The 20,245-nt window shown below is 41.9% G+C and carries 23 protein-coding genes; 1 reads left to right on the top strand and 22 read right to left on the bottom strand.

Features of this window, described 5'->3' with window-relative positions:
* Positions 1 to 109 precede the first annotated feature (109 nt).
* Positions 110 to 781, bottom strand: a complete 672-nt coding sequence (locus tag ACRD69_RS21570) for an ArdC family protein (RefSeq protein ID WP_430817224.1) — start codon at positions 779 to 781, stop codon at positions 110 to 112.
* Between the two features lie 371 nt (positions 782 to 1,152).
* Here ACRD69_RS21570 and ACRD69_RS21565 point away from each other — a divergent pair, with 371 nt between their 5' ends.
* On the top strand, positions 1,153 to 1,425 hold the full coding sequence (locus ACRD69_RS21565; protein ID WP_430817223.1) for an HU family DNA-binding protein: 273 nt from the start codon (positions 1,153 to 1,155) through the stop codon (positions 1,423 to 1,425).
* Between the two features lie 74 nt (positions 1,426 to 1,499).
* Here ACRD69_RS21565 and ACRD69_RS21560 read toward each other — a convergent pair whose 3' ends face one another.
* The 21 genes from ACRD69_RS21560 to ACRD69_RS21460 form a co-directional block, all read right to left on the bottom strand.
* Positions 1,500 to 2,135, bottom strand: a complete 636-nt coding sequence (locus ACRD69_RS21560) for a hypothetical protein (RefSeq protein WP_489685675.1) — start codon at positions 2,133 to 2,135, stop codon at positions 1,500 to 1,502.
* 183 nt (positions 2,136 to 2,318) lie between these two features.
* On the bottom strand, positions 2,319 to 3,290 hold the full coding sequence (locus ACRD69_RS21555) for a type IV toxin-antitoxin system AbiEi family antitoxin (protein ID WP_430817221.1): 972 nt from the start codon (positions 3,288 to 3,290) through the stop codon (positions 2,319 to 2,321).
* A 142-nt stretch (positions 3,291 to 3,432) separates the two neighbouring features.
* Positions 3,433 to 4,863: a relaxase/mobilization nuclease domain-containing protein gene (locus ACRD69_RS21550; protein ID WP_430817220.1), complete on the bottom strand. Its 1,431-nt coding sequence runs from the start codon at positions 4,861 to 4,863 to the stop codon at positions 3,433 to 3,435.
* A complete protein-coding gene (locus ACRD69_RS21545; RefSeq protein WP_430817219.1) occupies positions 4,863 to 5,240 on the bottom strand; it encodes a plasmid mobilization protein in 378 nt (125 codons plus the stop codon). Before ACRD69_RS21545 ends, ACRD69_RS21550 begins: the two co-directional genes overlap by 1 nt.
* A 201-nt stretch (positions 5,241 to 5,441) precedes the next feature.
* Entirely contained in the window at positions 5,442 to 6,122 is a 681-nt protein-coding gene (locus ACRD69_RS21540) for a DUF3945 domain-containing protein (RefSeq protein WP_430817217.1), read from the bottom strand.
* A gap of 35 nt (positions 6,123 to 6,157) precedes the next feature.
* Entirely contained in the window at positions 6,158 to 8,077 is a 1,920-nt protein-coding gene (locus ACRD69_RS21535) for a type IV secretory system conjugative DNA transfer family protein (protein WP_430817216.1), read from the bottom strand.
* A 63-nt stretch (positions 8,078 to 8,140) separates the two neighbouring features.
* Complete coding sequence (locus ACRD69_RS21530) at positions 8,141 to 8,941, bottom strand: DUF4138 domain-containing protein (RefSeq protein ID WP_430817215.1); 801 nt, start codon at positions 8,939 to 8,941, stop codon at positions 8,141 to 8,143.
* 19 nt (positions 8,942 to 8,960) lie between these two features.
* Positions 8,961 to 10,160, bottom strand: a complete 1,200-nt coding sequence (traM, locus tag ACRD69_RS21525; RefSeq protein WP_430817214.1) for a conjugative transposon protein TraM — start codon at positions 10,158 to 10,160, stop codon at positions 8,961 to 8,963.
* Positions 10,161 to 10,333: 173 nt separating this feature from the next.
* Complete coding sequence (locus tag ACRD69_RS21520; protein ID WP_430817213.1) at positions 10,334 to 10,645, bottom strand: hypothetical protein; 312 nt, start codon at positions 10,643 to 10,645, stop codon at positions 10,334 to 10,336.
* Positions 10,646 to 10,668: 23 nt separating this feature from the next.
* On the bottom strand, positions 10,669 to 11,295 hold the full coding sequence (gene traK, locus ACRD69_RS21515) for a conjugative transposon protein TraK (protein WP_430817212.1): 627 nt from the start codon (positions 11,293 to 11,295) through the stop codon (positions 10,669 to 10,671).
* A gap of 30 nt (positions 11,296 to 11,325) precedes the next feature.
* Positions 11,326 to 12,261, bottom strand: coding sequence for a TraJ family protein (locus ACRD69_RS21510; protein ID WP_430817211.1), 936 nt, complete (start codon positions 12,259 to 12,261; stop codon positions 11,326 to 11,328).
* 37 nt (positions 12,262 to 12,298) lie between these two features.
* The gene (locus ACRD69_RS21505; RefSeq protein WP_430817210.1) at positions 12,299 to 13,012 is read right to left on the bottom strand and encodes a hypothetical protein; all 714 of its coding nucleotides are present in this window, start codon (positions 13,010 to 13,012) and stop codon (positions 12,299 to 12,301) included.
* A gap of 10 nt (positions 13,013 to 13,022) precedes the next feature.
* Positions 13,023 to 13,676: a hypothetical protein gene (locus ACRD69_RS21500; RefSeq protein WP_430817209.1), complete on the bottom strand. Its 654-nt coding sequence runs from the start codon at positions 13,674 to 13,676 to the stop codon at positions 13,023 to 13,025.
* Positions 13,677 to 13,729: 53 nt separating this feature from the next.
* On the bottom strand, positions 13,730 to 16,132 hold the full coding sequence (locus ACRD69_RS21495; protein ID WP_430817208.1) for a TraG family conjugative transposon ATPase: 2,403 nt from the start codon (positions 16,130 to 16,132) through the stop codon (positions 13,730 to 13,732).
* Positions 16,133 to 16,149: 17 nt separating this feature from the next.
* Positions 16,150 to 16,458, bottom strand: coding sequence for a hypothetical protein (locus tag ACRD69_RS21490; protein WP_430817207.1), 309 nt, complete (start codon positions 16,456 to 16,458; stop codon positions 16,150 to 16,152).
* A gap of 3 nt (positions 16,459 to 16,461) precedes the next feature.
* Entirely contained in the window at positions 16,462 to 16,770 is a 309-nt protein-coding gene (locus tag ACRD69_RS21485) for a DUF4134 domain-containing protein (RefSeq protein ID WP_430817206.1), read from the bottom strand.
* A gap of 55 nt (positions 16,771 to 16,825) precedes the next feature.
* Positions 16,826 to 17,188 (bottom strand): hypothetical protein, encoded by a 363-nt coding sequence (locus tag ACRD69_RS21480; RefSeq protein WP_430817205.1) that lies wholly within the window; start codon positions 17,186 to 17,188, stop codon positions 16,826 to 16,828.
* 664 nt (positions 17,189 to 17,852) lie between these two features.
* Positions 17,853 to 18,161, bottom strand: coding sequence for a hypothetical protein (locus tag ACRD69_RS21475; protein ID WP_430817204.1), 309 nt, complete (start codon positions 18,159 to 18,161; stop codon positions 17,853 to 17,855).
* A 31-nt stretch (positions 18,162 to 18,192) separates the two neighbouring features.
* On the bottom strand, positions 18,193 to 18,858 hold the full coding sequence (locus ACRD69_RS21470; RefSeq protein WP_430817203.1) for a P-loop NTPase family protein: 666 nt from the start codon (positions 18,856 to 18,858) through the stop codon (positions 18,193 to 18,195).
* Positions 18,842 to 19,681, bottom strand: a complete 840-nt coding sequence (locus ACRD69_RS21465) for a hypothetical protein (protein WP_430817202.1) — start codon at positions 19,679 to 19,681, stop codon at positions 18,842 to 18,844. The genes ACRD69_RS21470 and ACRD69_RS21465 overlap by 17 nt, the downstream gene beginning before the upstream one ends.
* Positions 19,678 to 20,013: a helix-turn-helix domain-containing protein gene (locus ACRD69_RS21460; RefSeq protein ID WP_430817201.1), complete on the bottom strand. Its 336-nt coding sequence runs from the start codon at positions 20,011 to 20,013 to the stop codon at positions 19,678 to 19,680. The genes ACRD69_RS21465 and ACRD69_RS21460 overlap by 4 nt, the downstream gene beginning before the upstream one ends.
* Positions 20,014 to 20,245: the final 232 nt, after the last annotated feature.

Below are 20,245 nucleotides of genomic sequence, written 5' to 3'. Positions count from 1 at the left end.
CTGATGATTAATAAAGACAGTCCACTTTGTTGAAGAAATATTATTCCAACTTTCATAATATTAACACGCTGTAAACTAAAATATTTGTTCTGGAAGTTGGGATAATGTTTTAGTTAGGATAATCCTGGCTGTAATCTTTACTGCCAAAGTTAAGGTTGGGAAACTGCTGATGACGTTTTAAACGTTTGCGATGCCCTGTGCTATGAACAACTTCATGATATAAGGTTGAATAATACTCCTCATCTTTATAAAAGTGTTTAGCATCTGGCATATGAACTTCATCGAGAGTGGGAATGTAACACGCTTTTTTCATACCATGCTTAATTACTGGAGAATCGTCCCACTTTTCAATCAGTTCTTCACATGAATCTATCGTTTTAAATTCATGAACATGAGATGTATCTTCTGGAATTTTACTTTCATCAATGCCTTCCACATCATCAATATGAAATACTCTGTAATAACGAAGCATTGGTATCTCTTCTATTTCACCATCTTTTTTAACTTCTAGCACCTTCCAAAAGATAACCATAAATGATTTGGAACCTCTTTTAATGGAAGCTCCCAATTGTTTAACCTGATTAAAGGTTAGAAAATAAGGCCGTTCAAAGTTAAAACTTAACAAATACCAGAAGTTAAACCCCCGATATGGCTTTTTAGAAATCAGATTCCTTGGAATAGAATTAGATGTTTTCCAGGGCATAGCCCAAGGTATAACGCCGTTTTCTAATCGCTGAACAATTAAATTGGTAACTGTTTCATAAATGTCAAAGTTTTTCATAGTATTTACTGCTGCCTTGCAGATTTATTGCGGCTTCTGGCACGCCATTAAATTTTGGCGCATACCATTGAGCCGGCTGGATACTTGTCAAGTGGGCATGTCAGTTTTTGTGAGTAGCAAAAACTGAACGCCTCCGAAGGACGGCTGCCTTGAATGAACACATTCAGCCGCACTTGACTTATCAAGCAGGCGATCAATACTTTTGACGGAATTTAGGTGGTGTGACTTAACGCTCCTCAGTAGCTGAGAAAATTATATGAGGAAGCAGATTCCCTTTAAAACACACCATTAAATCAGTAATATTTGTTTAGCACTGCGCAGTTCTCAATGAAAAATTTATAGTTTAGTGAGGTAAAAAAATATAACTCAATATGAATAAACAAGAATTAGTTTCCGCCATTGCGGAAAAAGCAGGTATTACAAAAGCTGATGCTGAAAAAGCAATCAATGCCTTTGTGGAAACAACCAAAGAAACTTTGGCTAAAAAAGAAAGCATCCAATTAATTGGGTTTGGTACATTCTCAGTTTCTGAGCGCTCAGCACGCACCGGCCGCAACCCACAAACAGGTAAAGAAATACACATCGCTGCTAAGAATGTAGCTAAATTCAAAGCAGGTAAAGCTCTAGACGATAGTATTAACTAAGGTCTGGTTTAACGAATTAAAGGAGGCAATTCCTATCGGAAGCCTCCTTTTTCTTTTAAAAAAGATATTTTAGTTTATTCGGGTGATATGCCTTTTCTAAAGGCTTCTAGGATACTTACTGCAAATTCAATATCCTTGTCTAATTTACGTGCCCATTCTTTTGCGATTTTTGAAACGGTTGCATCAGATAAGTTTTCATCCAATACCTTCATAATTCTTTCGGATAACTTCTCCGATTTATTCAATAAATGTTTCGCCTTTCTGCCTAGTACTTCAGCAGCAATAAACATTTCCTCAAAATCATCACTCTCAGGGAAGGTGTCATAATGAAACTCTACAATTTCATCATAAGCCATGTCATAAAAATGCTGAATAATCTTTAAGATGTCGGCCAGGTCATTTTCTCGCTCCTCAGGCCTATCACTCCAGGCTACCAGTTTTAGTATAATCATGCCAGGTAAAGGTGGAACATTGAGAAGCTTTTCTTCCACTTCAACCTGTTCAGACTCCTCTAACACTTCCCTAAAACCAAGTACGTGTAAATCACTATACCGTTTATTAAAATTGATGGTATCCTTTTCTTCTATTTCGCCAAACGGTAAAATATCGATAGCAACATTGTATTTTTCGGAATAAAATGTCCACGGTGCTTTCACCTTCATATAGCCATTCTCTTCAAGCGATGCACTGATTCCTTCATACTCTTCCATATCAGAAATCATTATGGCAAAATCAATATCTTTGGTACCTCTGCTGGGTGCTATACCTTTGTTCAGCAGTTTTAGTGCAATGGCATTGACCCCTATTAGATAGTATGGTATGTTATGTTATGGCTGACCATTATCTGATCGATGCAATCAAAGGTTTCCTTAAAAAAGGGGATTGCCAGCTTTTTATAGCCTTGGTTCGATGTATTCATTAAAAATCCTTTCTGCGGTTTCTTTGTTTCTTTTACCTCCTTCCAATAGTAGCTCAGCATACACTAGAATTTCAGGGGCTATTTCTCTGTTTTTATTTTGTTGCCAAAACAATTCAAGAACTTCTATTTCACCATCCTTTTTCGGCAATAATCTGTAGTTCTTCATTAGACTTAATCGATTTTCTTTAGTATAAATGATGAACTTTTCAGGACGTAGGTAATTGGTTAATATATCTGCTGCCGGTTCACCTCCCCAAACGGTTAGTTCGTTGTTGAATGCTAAATTCTCCCAGGCACCATTATAATGATAGCGTTCTTTTTTTAGTTTGGGTTTTAAAACCGTATCGTATTCAGTAATCCATCGGTCTAATAAATCTCTTCGTTTTTCCCAAATATACTGTTTACCTTTTACCTGCAGCAGATACCCCGTATCCTTTAATCCCTCAATTACTTGCGGAATAGTTCCCAGTCCAACGTTTGTTATTTTAGCCAATTCGCGTTGCGGAAGGTTGATATCCTCTTTATTTTGCAAAAGATGGAGCAATACTTTTAAGCCGGTCTTCGTAAAAGCCCGGTTTCCTTTCTCTTTAGTTTGAATAAAATTTTTTCTTGTATCAATAAAAATAAAGGTGTGCTCATCTTTAATAAACACGTTTCCGTTAGCTTCCAGGTATGGAATTCCCATCGTTCGAAGCTCTTCTTTTTCTCTAGGAAAAATACGATTAGCAACAAGCATAAAACTGTTGTACTTGGCATGCAGCTCTTGTAGTTGATGCAATTGATGCCCACGAAGCTCGTTTTTACATTCAATGGTAAAACGTAGCTTACGCTTTGGTAAATCCATACGAATAACTCCATCTAATGGCCTATCTTCCTCCAGACATATATTCAGACCTGTTGTTTTCTGGAAGTTTTCTATCGCTATATGTAAGATTGCCTCTTTCATGTTCACAACATATAATACGTTCACGTAACGTGAACAAATAAATAACGTGAACATTTTATATTTTTGAACTTGCAATCGCAAAACCATGATAACAAAATGCCTCCATTATGCAATAACAATTATTATTTAACCCGACTGCATCTTACAACTTTTTTCTTCCTTTCTTCCAATTTTTCTTTACGCCCTTTCGTTGATTTCTATTCTTTCGACTCTCCCAATTCTGATAGTTTAATAATTCAATTAAGAACTGATGATTAAGCTTATCCCAATAGCTTCGCCCCTGTGTTGAATTATATAACATCGAGCTATTCTGCGATTTCTCAACAACTTTATTAGTGATAAATTCCAAATGCGTTTTAACCGCCATTTTCACGAGTCGCCGTTCTTTTTCATCTAGCAGTACCGCAACCTGGTTATAAGCTATACACTCATCTAAATTCAATGCTTTCAAGGCAATTTTACGGCTCTGACTTCCATCCATTGCAGACTGTGTAGCATCCAATAACGCTTCGATACCATTTGGATATTTATTGGTTAAGTATTCAGAGAATTCCCTGATGATATCATAAAACCGGTCATTACTCAATACAAAAGTTTGGTGCCGCATCTGATATTTCTTCATCAAAAATTGCGCGTCAACCACCGTCTTATCCATAGGTGAGTAAATATTCAGATTACTGCTTTTTGACAATTTATAAGGCAAGAGCTTATTCCTGATAAAGGCCTCCCGCAATTCCTTTGTGGTGTAAAATCGATAACTCTTATTTAGTTCTTTTAGTATACCTTCTGTCTTTTGCTGGAGCTCTTGCTGCAGCTTTAAGTTGCTCTCTAAAGGTTGAATATCATCCAGCAATGGCTGCTCATTAAACTGACTTAATGCCATGGGATGGCGTAAAATCTGACCATCCTGATCTTTAACGACAACCGATTGACCTTGCTCCGATTGATGTAACTCCAGGTTAAAGCCCTTTAATAAATCCAGGTATTGCTGCCGGTTTTGGACGTTGGACTGATTGAGCAGTTTAAACACTTGTTGAATCCCTTCATGCAGATTCGGACTGTTGATGGTCGGTATCAGTTGTACTTTATCCAGCTTCGTTATTCTCGTATCCAATTCATACCGCTGCTGAAGCTCCCGAACAAACTGATGGACTTTACGCTTCTCATTATTGTCCTTTATCTTCTTGTTGGTTTGTGCATCAATGCGGGAGGAGACAATATGAAAATGCGTGCGCTTTAAATCTGCATGCTCGTACACAAAGTATGGTTGATTTCCATAGCCCATGTGCTGCATAAAGGCATCTATCTCTTTTTTCAAGCCTTCTTTGGAAAGTTTCACTAACTCTTCGTTCGTCGGATTCACGGATACATGAAAACACTTGTTTTGGCAACGCTTATTGCCTTTCTCAATTGCTATTAATTGGGCTAAGCGTTGAGATGATGGATAAGCAAAAGGCCTTAATTCGATGGTGTTCTTACTGTGAAAAAAGTGCGCATACCCCTTTGCTACCTTTTCCTCATTGTAGTAAAAGGCGTCTTTGGTGGAGGCTGTCTGATGGATTTTAATAACCATTAGTTAATTTTTCGTAAGTGCTGCCCCAATAAGGCATAACAGTTTTTCAGGTGCTCAAAACATGCTTTAAAAGTTTGTAAATCCTCCTCAGTCAGCATGTAGGTATTATAAGCATTGAGCTTATGTGCCACCTGGTTCAGATTGGTACCTATTTTGGTCAGGTTATAATCCATGGTTTTAAAAATGCGGATGTAATCGGCACTAACAGATATCCGTTTTGACAGGCGCTCTTTCAAGAGCCGTTCACGGGCAAAGTCGCTGATGGAATTGTACTTTTCCTGCTTGACGCTTGTTATAATCTTCAGCTTCTCCGCTTCTGTCAGGTATACCTTAAACTGAATAGTCCGACGTTGTTTTGGGGATTTTCTTGGTGCCATGATTAAGGATTTGTTGTTTTTTTACTCATATTCATTTCGGTCCCACGGGGCAAGTCTTTTCGTTTTTTAGGTACTAAAAAACACATCTTGCATCCACTTCGTAAGAGGTACTTATCAACTCTTCTTTGGGGTAAAAAGGAGAACTAAAAAAAGGAAAAGTGGACGTTTCCACTTTTCCTTTCAACTATGAATCAGCTGTAATCATCCTCCCACTTTGGCAGCTTTATTCTGCTTTTGTGTTTCGGATTTTTCTTGTGTCTGTATTGCGGCTTTCTCCTGCTTGAAATTGCTGAAACCGATATTACGCTCTGCCGGGTTAATCTGCAGCGTGGCTGAAAACTTCTTATCGTTGCGGCCGGTCATGCCCTTGAGCTGCACCTTCTCCCCATTGGATAGTTTCTCCTTTTGTGCAGCGGTCAGGGTCACCCCTTTGATTGTATCCGCTACCTGTATATTTTTCTGCTTCAATGGGATGATTTCATTGGTCTTGGCGTCAATGCCGATGTAGTACTTATCTATTTTTCCGGAGAAATCCTGCAATTCAATCGTTTTACCAATGTTTTTATCCTGCAGCAAGGCTGTCTTTTCTTCCTTTGTGAAAGCATGTCCCATAAAGCTATCAGGGATGTGCAGGCGTTGAATCGGGTGAATTCGTACCTTTATCTCTCCCTCCTCACGCTGCAACCGTATCTTTGCCGGTATGCGGTAGCTTTCTTCATTGATCTTGGCACTAACCGTATACAACTTCTGCGAACGAAACCCATTCAAAAAATCGGTCAATTCCTTTTGCTCCATCTTGTCAATAAAATCGCTTTTAATGCCCATCTTTTCCAGTTTGGCCATTGGCACTTCATCCAGTCCATAACGTGTTTTTTGTTCCATCATTTCTATATTTAAGGGTTTAACAACAGTCGTTTTCAGCTTGGTGACATCCGTTGCTTGCAGATACTTTGTATATCATTATAGATGCGTAGCCGGTTGCCTTCCAGCACCTTTTCTTTATTGTCAAAGGAGTAATAATCCTGCATGGCTATTTCCTTTTGAATATTCAACATCTGGGGTTTGATTAGGGCGTTAAAGCTCTTGCGTGTGATGGGCTGCTCAAAGCTATCGGCCACCTGCCCTACCATATAGCCTTGTGGCAAGGTGGCTATCTTACCTTCCGGCACCAGGTAGTCCATCTGAGTGGAGATGGTGGATGATTGAGTAGCCCGGTTAATGCTTATCGACTGCCGCTCCTGCAGCACCTTGCCCATGCGGCTTTGGATGTAACGTGCCGTATCGCCTGTGGCTTGTCCCGAGAATACATTGCCGATGTTGGTCAGGATGGCATTGGCCGCTTCCTTGCCATAGTCCCTTACCAGCTGGTCGATCGTTTGGATGCCCAGTAGGGTTGATATTTTATTGCTCCGGGCAGTGGCAATCAGGGTATCCAAACCCCTGAAATAGATGGTAGGCAGCTCGTCAAAGATTAGGGAGGATGGTCGCTGCCCCTTCTTATTGATGATCTTCAGCATGCGGGTGATAAAAAGGGAGAGTACAGCCCCATAGATTTCAATGCGTAAGGGATTATTGGCCAGACATAGTACTTTAGGCGATTCCGGATTATTGATATCCAGAGTAAAGTCATTGCCCGAACATATCCAGTAGATTTCCGGTGTTATGATTTTGGAGATGGCAATCTTCAGGCTACCCAATTGCCCTTCCAACTGCTCACTGGCGCCACGTTGATGAGCATTGATAAAGGGATTAATGATATTTACCACATCCTGCTCTGTGGCCATGATGTCAAACAGCTCATCGTAATCCAGCTGCAGCAATTCAATGGCATGGGGCAAAGTGCAGTATTTGCCTTGTTCGTAGCGTTTCAAAAACCAAATCACCGCCGCAAAGAAGGTAACGGCCGATTCGGAAAAGAACTCCCCTTGTTTGCGTATCCATTCACGATTCAGGTTATACAGAATGGTACGTGAAGCCTCAAAGGCATCAATGGGACTATCCATCAGCTCCGGTGCCAGTGGGTTACAGCGTTGACTCTTGCGGATATCATCCAGGTTAATAACACAAAATTGAGTGTGAACCGGCAGGCGCGCATTGACTTTGCCACGCAGGTATTGCGTATAGGCCAAGGCCGACAAATCGGGGTATTTAAAATCATAGATACACATGGAGAAGCCTTTTCGCAGGTGTTGCGAGATAAAGGGCTGCACCACGCTATAGGACTTCCCGGAGCCGGGTGTTCCGATGACCATGCTGGCACGAAAGGGGTTGACCACATTGATCCAGCCATGCCGGGCTTTATTGTTGTAGATGTACTCACTGCGCAGGTTCACCGACCATTCGTTAGCCCTGAATGATTCATCCTGCAGAAAGCTCTCATTGCCCGTATTAAAACGGTCTTTCATCAGGTTGACACTAATGAGCTTACTGACATTATCAAAGCCTACGTTGACCATCACAAAGGCAATTAAGGAGCTGAGCATATAGGCCAATGGGTATTTAGGCAGCAACCATAAACTCGCCCAGTAAATTGTTAAGCCAGATAGAATTTGGAGCACTATCAGTGTTACTTTCAAGTCCGGTTGTTTCTGTGCTTTGGTACCCAGACAGGTGATAAGCAGCACGCCCAGGGTCAATAGTTTGGAAGGAATCAATTGAGAGAGAAAGTTTAAGTGCTGCAGCTTCTCAAAGACAAAGCCCAGTCCTTTCAAATAAAAATCTTGCGCCACAAAATAATCCATGCAGGTCAGGTAAAAAGAAAGCAATAGCAAGAGGTAGCTGATAAAGCGAAACGCTTCATGCAGCCGTATCAATTGTGTGCCTTCGCTATGTGACATGGTGATATTTTAGGTTGAGAGTGTTGTGTTGGTATATTAACCTTGTGTGATGTACACATGACATCAGAGCGCCTTCGCCTCAATTATAGCCTTATTACCAAAAACAAGCCTTAGATCGCGACCTGTATACCCTTCCGTTTCTTCCTGAAGATTTATCTCTATCTGTTTGTGCCTTGGAATAGAGAAGCTTTTAAAGACAAGCACCATTGTCTTTTTATCCTGTGGTGCAATCCATAATTGAGTATCTGAGGCACGTTTTGGTTCAATTAGGTATTCCTGCACATTGGCTGCTTTCTTTGGCTTCTTATCACACATCAAAAATGATGGTGCGGTTGTTTTATAAATCAACCTGGAGTGGTTCTTTATCGTTAGTCTGATAAACAATAAATCCTCTTTGACGCGAATATCGTCCAATGACAGCTCCACCTGGTTGCTTTGTGTTGTTTGTATTGGCTCAAGCCCTGTTGTCATTTCCTTGAGTGTATTCATATTGTTGAGGACTTTATGCAGGGACATATTGGCTTCATGCAATTCATTTAAAACATCACCAGAATAATCCTCCAGCCTTAATTGCAAAGGACAGTGTTTGCTATAACTGACCTTAAAAGCATACAATTGCTCAGCACATATAAGCGTTAGAGAACTTGTGTCTTTAAAAGCTTTGACAGCTTTGATTCGCACTAGATTGGGGAATTCAGAAATGGCTTCAGCCAATACATTTGAATAATTACCAACCTGCACATAGCCAACCGCCTTGGGACAGATGATATGTACGGTTGATTGATCTGATATTTGAATATGGTTTTGAGCCATGACATTTATGGATACCAGCAGGGTTATGACGATTGCAATTTGACGTTCCATGAAGTTTAATTTTATTGAGTTATTCGTTTTTAAGAATCAGCACTGAATTTTTACGCAGATAAACACGTTTAAGCTTGACTCGCTTTACCACCGTTTTACTTAGGTTCGCTGCGGCATTAACGCCCATATAGGACAAAGGATCATCGCTGGCTGAGAATAACACCGATGGGTTCACACCGCTTGCCACATCTTTATAGACCTTTCGATTGACATTGTGCGGCACATAAAGCCCTTTTATACCATCCAGATCATAAGCACTCAGGTTTACCGGTATATAGTCATCCTGATGGGGAATACTGGTAATTAATAGTTGTAATCGTTCATTATCTGTTTTACAAAGGCCATACACCAATGTGCCTTTGTTGATGTCAATGCCATTAACCCTTGTATTATTTATCAATCGCAGCATCACCCTATTGCCAGTCAATACTTTCGTATCTTGTACAACTTCTGCTTTTATACTTTTGGCCTGAAAAGACGCTTGCTCAAACCCTTGCGTCGTTTTCAACTGTACATCAAAACTTTCTCGTTTAGCTTGTTTCGGATGAGTAGCAACGGACGGTTTGGATAGTTGCCTGCTCAATGAATCATTTTGCCGCATAAGCTGTTCATGTGCATCAACCAATTCTGTTAGTTCATCCAATTCAATATCCGACTGGTAACTGTTTTGTCTGACATAACGAAGCTTTTCGCGTGATGATGTTTCTCTTGTTTCATGGCTTTTATTACCTACATTCCGTGCATAACTACCTGATGATTGTCTCCCATGACTATTTTTATTTATTGTGTTATCTGATAGTTCACCCCTCTCAATCGTCGCTTTTCTAGTCGCTTCGTCCTGAGCTTGTAGCTTCAAGGCTTTACGGGATAGTTGCTCTTGCTTTTTCACATGAGCCATTAGCACTTCGTTGGTATGTTCCTCTGGCAAATTTTCGGTCAACTCCAGGAGAGTTAAAGCTTGTGCAGTATCTACTTCAATATCTATAGGCTCCAATGGCTCATCTTCCTTTATCTGTCGATAGGCCTCTTGCTTATCAAGAATGGCAATATCACGGTTGGCATCCGGCAATTGGTAGTTGACTCCAACAAGATCGTTCTTGACCGCTTCACTCTTCTCACCACTTGCTCCGCCAAGGATGTAAAATATTAGCACGATAAACGGCAGTAGACCCAAAGGCAGGATAAAAAGGGCTTTATATTTCTTAATCTGTGTTTTCATGTGTTTATATTTTCTTTCAATTGCCACATGGAACTCGCCTGAAAAATAATCATCCTCGTGTGTGAGAACACTTTCTCATGGCTCGTTTCATATATCTAAAGTTTGTTTCAATTAACATCTGAAACTCCCAAGACATTTTAATCATCACCCTGTATAATGTTTATGATTGAAATTTACTTGCTTGTTTCATGGATTTTCTTGTTTAGTAGTTGCTCAAATGAATCGACGGGTAATGTGAAAAGGCTATTACTTAGTTGACTACTGTCATTACTTAATGAATCAACACCAGGGATTTCTCTTGGTGTTTTTATCAAACGATGCTCAATAGAAGAATTGGGCTGCATAAACGATAGAATATACAGGATAAAAAGCGTCCCCAATATGCTTATCCACTTGATTTTACGTTTTTGATGACTAAGTGCTTTATCCTGCCTGTCAACTTTCTGCAACAAACTTTGAATATGCTTTTTAATATGTATTTTCATGTTTGGTAAGTTTGTGTGTACCATTAAAAGTTAGTCCGTCGGGTGGTTTGTATATCCGTGTTATCCTCTATCATCCAGCTTTCTATTAAAAAGCCATGTGTATTGTTGTCCGTCCTTGAAATATTGCGTAGCTGACCCCTGGTGATTAGTTGCCGGATGGTAGTATTGGATTTACGGACAATCTTCTGCTTGCCGTAATAGTTAAAACGATAAGGATAGTTTGAAAAATCCACGCTTATGGAGTCACTTTGTAAGGTCATGCTGATGTCCGATGCGATTACCCGGTTGTAGAGGTTATTCTCCTTAAAAGTGCGGTATTGCTTCATGGCACTTTTATCGGCCAAATATAGCGCTTCGCGTATATTATTCTCGATATAGGCCTTATCGGGCTCCAAGGTGAAGAAGAGCTCATGAAAACGTTTCACATGGTGACGTGCTTCGGCTGAACGATTCTCTGAGATATCTGCTCTGAGGGCCAGCAAAAGAGACTGCCCATTATCCAGCACATAGATTTTCTGACGCGACTCCTTCACTAATCGAAGGGAGCTCACAAAAGTATATACCCCTGCTCCGATGGACAGAACGGTAGTAGCCATCAATGCATAAACAGTAAAACGGAACTGACGTTGGATATTTAATAGTTGTTTCATACTAAATCAATAGCTCGTTAGACAATTGGATCATTTCAGGGCTCCCTTTGAGACTGCCATCATAGCGGCTGTGCGAAGCATTCGTCCTCCTCCTGTATTGGTACCTGAGGCATTCACTATCCAGGTGGCAATTTTGGGAACCATTACCAGGCCACAGATCCCACAAACGGGAACAATAAGGCCAGACACAAAAAAGAGTGATGACTGATACATACCCATGGAGTTGATCAGGTTAATCTCAAAATCCAGCACATAGATAAGCAGGTGTTGGGTCAGTGCCAGTATTATCAAAGCTATGGGCAGGTAGAGATTAACGTTAACAAAGCGGGCAAGCCATTGCAGGTAATTATCCTGAAAACCATCAAAGATCGATATGGCAAATACCAATGGTCCGAAGATGACCAACAGCACGCAAAAGATGGTGCGTAAAAAAGCAATCAGGTAAACCACCACTTCAAAGGCTACTTCAGTCACCTGACGCAAGCCCTCCATGATGTAATAGCTAATCTGATTTCGAAGTGCCCGTCCGCTGACAATATTATAAGTGGTCAACAACACATTAATGCCCTTATCCCAGAGATCGGCTTCTTTTTCTTCATTTTCGACAAATAGCGGCATATCGGTTCTCAGGATGGCATTTTGCTTCTCCTGTAGCTTCTCGCTGACCACTGGCTGCTGGTTATGGTAGATAGCTTCTGATAATTGTGTCAGACCTTGTGTTGGCACCAATAGTATTTGAATAAAAGCGCCCCAGAAAGTAATAACCAAGACCAAGGCAAAAGGTCTTAAGAGTGGTAATATCATTACAGGGTTATCAGCTATCAGCTGCTCAAAAATGCGTTTGGCGATATACAGAAAGGCAGCGATACCTCCTATGGCTCTTGCCATGTCCACCAACAGACGTGCATGCTCAATGCCTATCTGAATCAGGCCATCAGTAAATTCAAAAAAGTTCTCGATATTCATGTTAAAGGTATTTGTGCTTGTTGCTTTTAAATCGTTCTTACAGACTCCCTAAAAAACCCAAATGACACGTGCGGGTTTTATTCTCATGATGGTTACTCCTCATTTTGCGTGCTGTATAGTAAATGGTGCCAGTCAGCTCTCTGACTTCCCGGTTTAACACGTCCATGGCTTGGAGTTTATCCCCTTGCTCCGCATCCAGTTGATTAATCATGTTCAACTCATCCAAACAGTCCTGAATATCCTGATAAAAAGCTTGGCTTATATCTGCCGGTACATCCTGGTTATTGAGTTCTTCCATGGCCTGGTAGGCCTTTTCAAATACAGAGGCGGTCTGATAAATATCGGGTAACTCTTTTAAGCGGCTTTGCCGAAGAAAATCTTCAATGGCTTCATGCGCCTCCTGGTTCACCTTAATGCCCTTAACCGCTTGCATCGACTTTTTCAGAGTATTCTGGTCAATGGCTTTTAAAACCAGGTTGATGGCTCCCATAATACCTATTTCAGCGTAGCTCTTTACATCGTATGCCAGCAAGGAACCGACATAGTAATAGCATTGCGTTGGATAAATACTTATAAACGCATGTGCTTTGGGTGGTAACCAGCCTTTCCAGCAGATAAATGCGATGGGGTAATCATCATTCATCTCCGGATATTGTCCATTCCATTCTTTGGTGGCCACTATGCTTTGTGATTGACTTGCATAACTAAGCAATAATAACAGTATCAGGATGATTATATTTTTGGTTTTCATTATGGCTGATTTAATTGATTTCGTAAAGGCTATAGTAAAAAGCAAAGGTTTTCAGGTCATCCAATTGATAGCTTTTCATATAAGAAGCATAGAGAATTTTATTATAGAGGTAGCAGATGGTGCCATAGTGTCCGTGTACCTGACGGTAAATACCATTTATCACATCGTAACGGGCTTTATCATCCATGATAAAAGCTTTGTCAATGGTGATGGTATTAAGCACATTGGTAACCAAACTCCGGCTATCGGTCAATATGATATCAAAAGCTTCCAATATGGCGGCAGCCTGCTGTGGCGTGAAATTATTATCCTGAATAAGTGTTGGCACTTTCTCGGTATAGATGTCCAATATCTTGGCCAGCATAGCCCTTGTCTCTTCTATGCGCTTATAGTCTTTAATCAGGCCTGACACATTCTCAACGGCATCCAGTAACTGCTGGTCGATACCCAATAATTCGCCTGTCAGTCCTTTGATATCACCATTCAGGGCTTTTATCAGAAGGTTGTACCAACTCATTTTACTCAATATGCCTTTTTCCGCTGCCCATAAGGCCTGACGCTGGATACCTGCCCCCACATCGGTTACAGGAGCTTGCGCGTGGAGTTGATGACTTGCTCCCATCAAACACACAGTTGTCAATAAGATAATTTGTAAGATTTTCATGGTATGAAGTTTTTAATGATTAAATAATACAGAAACTCAGAGAAGCAAAGTGCCTATTGGCTGGTTTGCTCCCTCCCCAAAGCCTCCAGCAGCTCGATAAATGAATCGTAGTTTTGTAATTGCGTTTTGATATGTTCCTTCTCCTTCTCTTCGGAAGTGTAACAGTAATATTCCGATCGACTGACTTCCACTGCAAAGACTCTGGAATAGCTTCCCAGTCCGATAAAGCATTCTTTTAGTTTTCGTTTAGCAGGCAAGTTGTTGTTGACCGATAATATCTGTTCCTTTTGAAAAGGTGTTAAGCCGAGTACCTGACTGATGGTATCAAACTTATTGGCAAATTTGCGCATGTCCAGCAGTATCTTAGTATCTGCATTGTTAATAATGGCATCTTTGATGATTGGACTGGATATCACATCTTCAATCTCCTGGGTGACAACGATGGCTTCGCCAAAAAACTTACGGATGGTTTTGAAAAAGTACTTGATATAATCGGCCATCTGTGGTGTGGCAATGGCTTTCCAGGCCTCTTCAATACAGATGACTTTTCGGGTACCTTTCAGGCGGCGCATCTTCTGCATAAAAATATCAATGATAATCAACGTCGCCACCGGAAAGATGATGGGATGGTCTTTGATGTTATCCAGTTCAAAAACAATAAAAGGACACTGGTAGAACTCATCGGTCTGCATCTCTTTATTCAGCAGATAGTCGTATTCCCCACCCTGATAGTATTTACTCAGGATAAAAAAGAACTCACCACAATCAAACATAAGGCCTTTGTCTTTCACCAACTTAGGTATCCACTTTTGTACAAACTTATAGTATGAGTTAAAACTATGGTTGGCATCAAATTCTTTATAATAAGCTGTTAAGGATTGGGCTATCACATCTTTATCAATCTCTGATAAATTAGGTTTATAAATGGTATACAAAACAGACAGGATAGTTTGTTTACGCTCCGTACTCAAACCATCGGTCAACACAAAGGGATTAAAGGAGATTGGTGTCTCTTCCGTAAATTCCACGTGCATAGCGCCTCCTTTGTCTTTCAGATAATCATCCAGGTAGTGAACCAAAAGTTCATAGCTACGTCCCACATCCAGCAAGACTACGTGACACTTGTCACTCTCGGCATAATGACGCATCAGGTGATTGGTCAGAAAGGATTTCCCGGAACCGGATCCGCCGATAATGATTTTATTGCGATTGTGTATCTGGTGGTTTATCATAGGTTCGTCCGAGATATCTACTTTAACCGGACAACCGCTTTGACGATCGGAGAAGTGGATATAAAAAGAAGAATCACTGCTTTTGATGGCGCCTTCAAAATTCAGAAAACAACAGGCTTCAGCTGTTTGCATCAACATTAATTCTGTCTCTGGCACTTGTGTACTTCCCGGCATATTGGCCCAGTACATCAACGGCAGGTCAAAGCTATGACGATAGGGCAAGCAGTTCATCTGGGAAAATGCTGTGCTGGCTTCACTACGCTTTTCCTTTAAGCCTTGTAAGGACTCATCGAATAGCATTAGATTAGCATGTACCTGCACAATGGGGTCTCCCTCCTGCTGCACAGCCTCTAAGAACTGACTGATAAGTTCTGCATTCAGTTTATTCTCCGTTGAGAATTTACTGAGTGAATAAATTTTCTTGCGTGCTCCTTCCAATTGCGCTTTGATAGCAGTTTGATTGCCTTTGTAGATAAAGCAATTGGTGATATGTGAAAAGGGCAGGCCAAAGCTTATGGGATACACCATTGAAACAGGTAGGTTCGTGCTACTATGGCTCGAGGCAAAACTAACCACTGCGGGTATATGATTGTAATCACTCAGGCTATAGCATTCCACAAAATGGTTCATGACTTTCAGGTGGTCGCGAAAATCCAGATTACCCAACATACTTTGTTGAGTTTGAAAGCTCATGCCCAAATAGTCTTGCATTAAACCAGTCAGCTCTTTTTGCTCGAGTATACGACTATAGATACCTCCTTGCTTTAGTTGTGCCATTATATTATCCCGTACTTCATCCAGCTGGTCTTTTTGCAAGCTCGCTTTCCTCTTGGTATTGCCTGGATGAATCAAACTAGAGCTAAGAAAGTTTTTCAGCAGCCCGACATTCATCAGGCTGATAAACAGGTAGGCTTTATGCTCCAGGTAGCTTCTGCCTTTAAAGTGCTTCAGGTAGGATTGGCTGAGAAAAGAATGCTCTTCGCCCTTACTTTGATAAGCCTGCTCAATAAAAACATCCTGGCGGTGCAGAAGCATACCTGCTGGCAGCATGGCCAGCAGGCGCCGAAAGGTGTCGTGTAGCTTACTTAAATCAGCCTCACTACAGGCCAATAGTTCGGGTAATTGTAACTCCAAACCAATGGTCATATCCATGTTGTTGGATAAGAGGATATCGCCATCAAAGCCTAATACAGGAAGCGCCTCTCTGATACTTTTGACTTTCATTTGCAGTTCTTAGTTGGTTAAAACAGCTGTTTGATTTCTTGTTTAATGCTCACAAAGGCCGGTAGTTGTTTTGCGATCTGCTTTTTCTGATAGCCGTCCGGTCCCAGTGTCTGTTGTAGCTTGTTGAGCTGGTACAGCACCACCAGTAAGAGGGGAACGACCACCAATAAAGCGATAAAAGGGCTGGTCAGCAGGTAGAGCCCTACAAATACACCCAGAGCTATCAGGATGGCATACATGGCTTTGTACACAAGCACACCACTAAAGCCTTTGACATAGATGCGGGTATCTACCTTGCTGATGCGATAAACTGGCTTGCCCTTCATATCCTAGCCAAAAAAGGCTCGTATCACGACTCCTACCAAAATCAAAAAGAGACAGGCACCAAACCAACCCATCAGGGCTTTCTGGGTGTCCTGATCGCCACTCTGCCATTTGATGTAAACACGGATGCCACCAATCAGTCCAACCACTGCTCCGATGGCGATAATCAGGTTGGCGATGGGGTCGACATAGGATTGAACTTCGGAGGTGGCCTGGTCGATGCCTTGTGCCGATTGGGCCAGTGTGGTGGTGATGTGCAGGACAAGTAGCCCTGCTATCCAAAGACATCTTCTGAGATTGCTTTGTCGTTTCATAAGGCGTTTATGTTTTGTGATGTTGTATTTTCTGATGGTGAGGTGGGATTATGTGTCAGCTCTGCTGCAGCTCGTATTCAATGTTACTGAGGAAAGCTTCCTTGTCTTCCAGCTCGGTGCCCTGAAGCGAGTCCAGCACGTAGCCACTAAAGTCGGGCTCCTGGTTCATGGTCACTTGAATACTATCCTCATCCCTTAACTCATAATGAGCGGGCGCTGAGGGGTAGTCACTTGCTTTAATGGCTTTGGGTGGTACCACATGATTCATTTGATGCGCTTCAGCTTCGAAGCTGTTCTCTTTGGGCTTGTCACCTTTCTTTAAGATAAGGTAAAGCACGATGACCAGGTAGTAACCGGCCAGGCAGAGTAAAATGCCTTTGGCAAACTGCCAGTGGGTGATGTCTTCTAATCCAAACATGGGCTTTGTGTTAGTAAATCTTTGATTGCAATGGTCTGATTCTGCTTTCAAAACAACCATGGTACAAAGTTTCAACCCTTGAATGAATAAACTTGACAACTTGTTAACAGGTTGATAGAAATTCTTTTTAATTGATATGGATTGGGGCATTTTGATATCGCGTAAGCCACTTTATAAATAGGGATTGGTGTCATTTGCAAAAGGAAATGCTTGGCAGAGAGCAAAAATTGATGGGCATGACCTGATTCGGCGGGAAACTTAGGTGGATTTTTTTTTCATTGCTTCAGTAAAATGAAACGTAACACATCGTTTTTGTAAAAATCAGCTGTGTTTCACCCGTTTGGACAGCCAATAGCAGGCGCATCCATTTTGTGGTGCCAAGAATCACTTTTGCACATCACACCTCCCGTTATAGCTTTGCGGGCGCGATATCTGATGCCATGGCTAAAAAGATGGCATCACTGTCTATTAACTGCTAATACAGGCCTGTTTGTCAAAGCGATGAGCGGAGTATGGTTAGGATGGGTGTAAGGCAAACTCAGCGAGTCGGTGAGACTATCAGGCCATTGTGCCTAAAAGGGCGATTTGGGGAATGATGGCTATTGAGGGTTAAGCAAATGACTATTATTGTGCTGGCTTTTCTCAATGGGCCCGGGGCATTGACTTACAAAAGGATGCCTTCACTGATGACCTTTTGATAGATAGGGGTACCCTTTAACTGTTGGTGCCACTTGTCTTTGGCATAGATATAGATAGAAAAGTTGTAACTACTCGCCAGTTCCAGCTGGTAACGGGCTCTGAAGTAGGCTTGTTCTGTTTCAAAGGTCACTTTACCGGAAGTCAGTACATAGATTTGGATGGCTTCCTCATGGCGCTTCCCTTGGGGAAACAACAAAATCAGCTCTGCTGCCTCATCAATGGATTGGATGTGCTGTTTTACCAGCTCTGTGATATCCTCTGCCTGCTGCTTCATACTCTAAAAATAATCAGGATTTTTTAATGTTTCACTGCCGCTTATCACCCGAACTACTGTCGAAGCTAACCAGATTGAACATCTCCCGCATACGGCTGCGCAGGCGATTGCCATACAGCCCTTCGAGCTCCGAAGCGGACAGGTTAGTGGTCAGGTGGGTCAGCATTTTTTTCTGGATAAAATGGTCGTAACGGCTGAGCAGTATCTCTCCCATCACATTGCATTCATTGCCAAAATAATGAACGGGGCGTTCGATGCCGATATCATCAAAGCAGTAGGTTTTGGGCTGATAGTAGCCGGACTGAAACTGGTAGGAGCCCCCCGTGTATTTATGCAGCACCTGATAGCCCTGCCGAACGAAGCTAAAGGTAAGGTGCCGGGCGGATAGCATCGTAAAGCGCTGCCTGGGCGGAAAGAAGTAGTTAACCAATTGCATCAGGCTGGTCTTGCCGCAGCCAACAGGACCGGAAACCAGCAGGCCTTTATCGGGATTCATGCCCTGTTTTTCCATGTTGAGCTTATCCCCGATGGCATAAATCATCAGCTTGTAGAGGATGGGGTGGTCTTTCTCCTGCAAGCTGAAATGGGAACCATAGCGTTGCTTACCAGCAGCTTCTATCCAGGCCAGAGAGGCCGAAAAGCTGTAGTGTATCCAGCCATCTTGTCGCCATCGAATGGTGTTAGAGGGGTTCGCCATAGTCTTTATCCTTTGAGGTAGCCAGTGGGTTATCTCTCCCCACAGACTGGTTGCGTTGGTATTTATTGCTGTTCAACAACCAGTTGCGCGCGGCGGCCTTCCAGTCCTTCATGGGGCTTTTGCCCCCTACCCGCCAGCCATTGGATTCAAAATGGTTGAAAAAACGTTGTGCTTCTTCAACCGGGCCTTCACGGCTCTGGAAGTAACTTTCCAGTTCGTTCAGCGTGGGTTTCTGGAAGCGCTGTTTTTTTTCGCTTGCGGCATTCCTGGTTACCTGCACTTCATTATTGGTTGGTGTGGGGCGAGCATCGCGTGCGTGCTCACTAAGGTTTTCTATTGTTTTCTGATTGTTTATATTGTTTAATACTGTTTTATTAGCGTTTATTTTAATGGCTTCACCAGTTGTAGCACTGCATGTTCCAGTGGATGAATCACTGCTTGTTGCAGTCCTTGTAGCAGTGCTTGTTTCAGTGCTACCAGCACCAGACGTTGCAGTAGATGTAGCATTGCATGTTTCACCACTTGTAGCACTATTGCAACATGCTACGATTGTCACACACGAAGCCTTGTACATGCTTTTAGAGGGCTGGTAATGAATATAGCCCCACTCATCCAACTCACGCAGGGTGAGGTGGTAGTATTTCATGGAGCCTAATTTGGATAAAGGCATCAGCTCACTACGCGCAAAATAGATGGCTTCCGGGAATTTGAATTTATTCCACAGAAAGAACAGCGCCATATACATGCTGATATGACGCGGTATGATGCGCTTATCCATCGTAAAACTCTCCAAGACCTGGTTCAGGTGCCGGATGTAGTTCATCGCTCAAAACGAGTAAGGGCGGTGACTTTGTTTTTGCTGATCATCTTCTGGATGTCTTTGATATCGTAAAAGATGGTACCGCCCACTTTGGTGTATGGCAGACTGCCATTGTCTCTCAGGTTTTGCAGGGTACCGGGTGAAATACCGAGAAGTTCCCTGACTTCTGCGCTTTTCATCCACTTTTTTGTGGGCGTCAGGTTGTCGGCCACAATCTTGCTGAGTTGTTGAAGCAGGTCCTCTTTGAAGTCCTTTAAATCGCCGATGGTGACTATCTGGTCACGGAAAATTTTTTCACGCCCATAACTGACGTCGCGTTCTGATTTGAGTGTCATAACAAGTTGATTTGGTTCAAAATGAATGCAGCTAAGTTCAGAAGGTCTTTTGAATAAAATTGACAACCTGTTACCAACTTGTCATGTTTTTTTTACGGAAAAACTCACATTCATTGAACATCTCCCCAACAGAGCCACCTAACCTGCTGATTGTCTGATTTTATACAATCAAATTCAGAACATATATCATGTTTATGAACCTGTTTTCATTGTAATTTTACTACACATTGCC

The sequence above is a fragment of the Carboxylicivirga agarovorans genome (assembly GCF_050589845.1).
GTDB lineage: Bacteria > Bacteroidota > Bacteroidia > Bacteroidales > Marinilabiliaceae > Carboxylicivirga > Carboxylicivirga agarovorans.
Note: the sequence above shows the minus strand (reverse complement) of the source record. Positions and strands in the feature narration are given on the sequence as shown.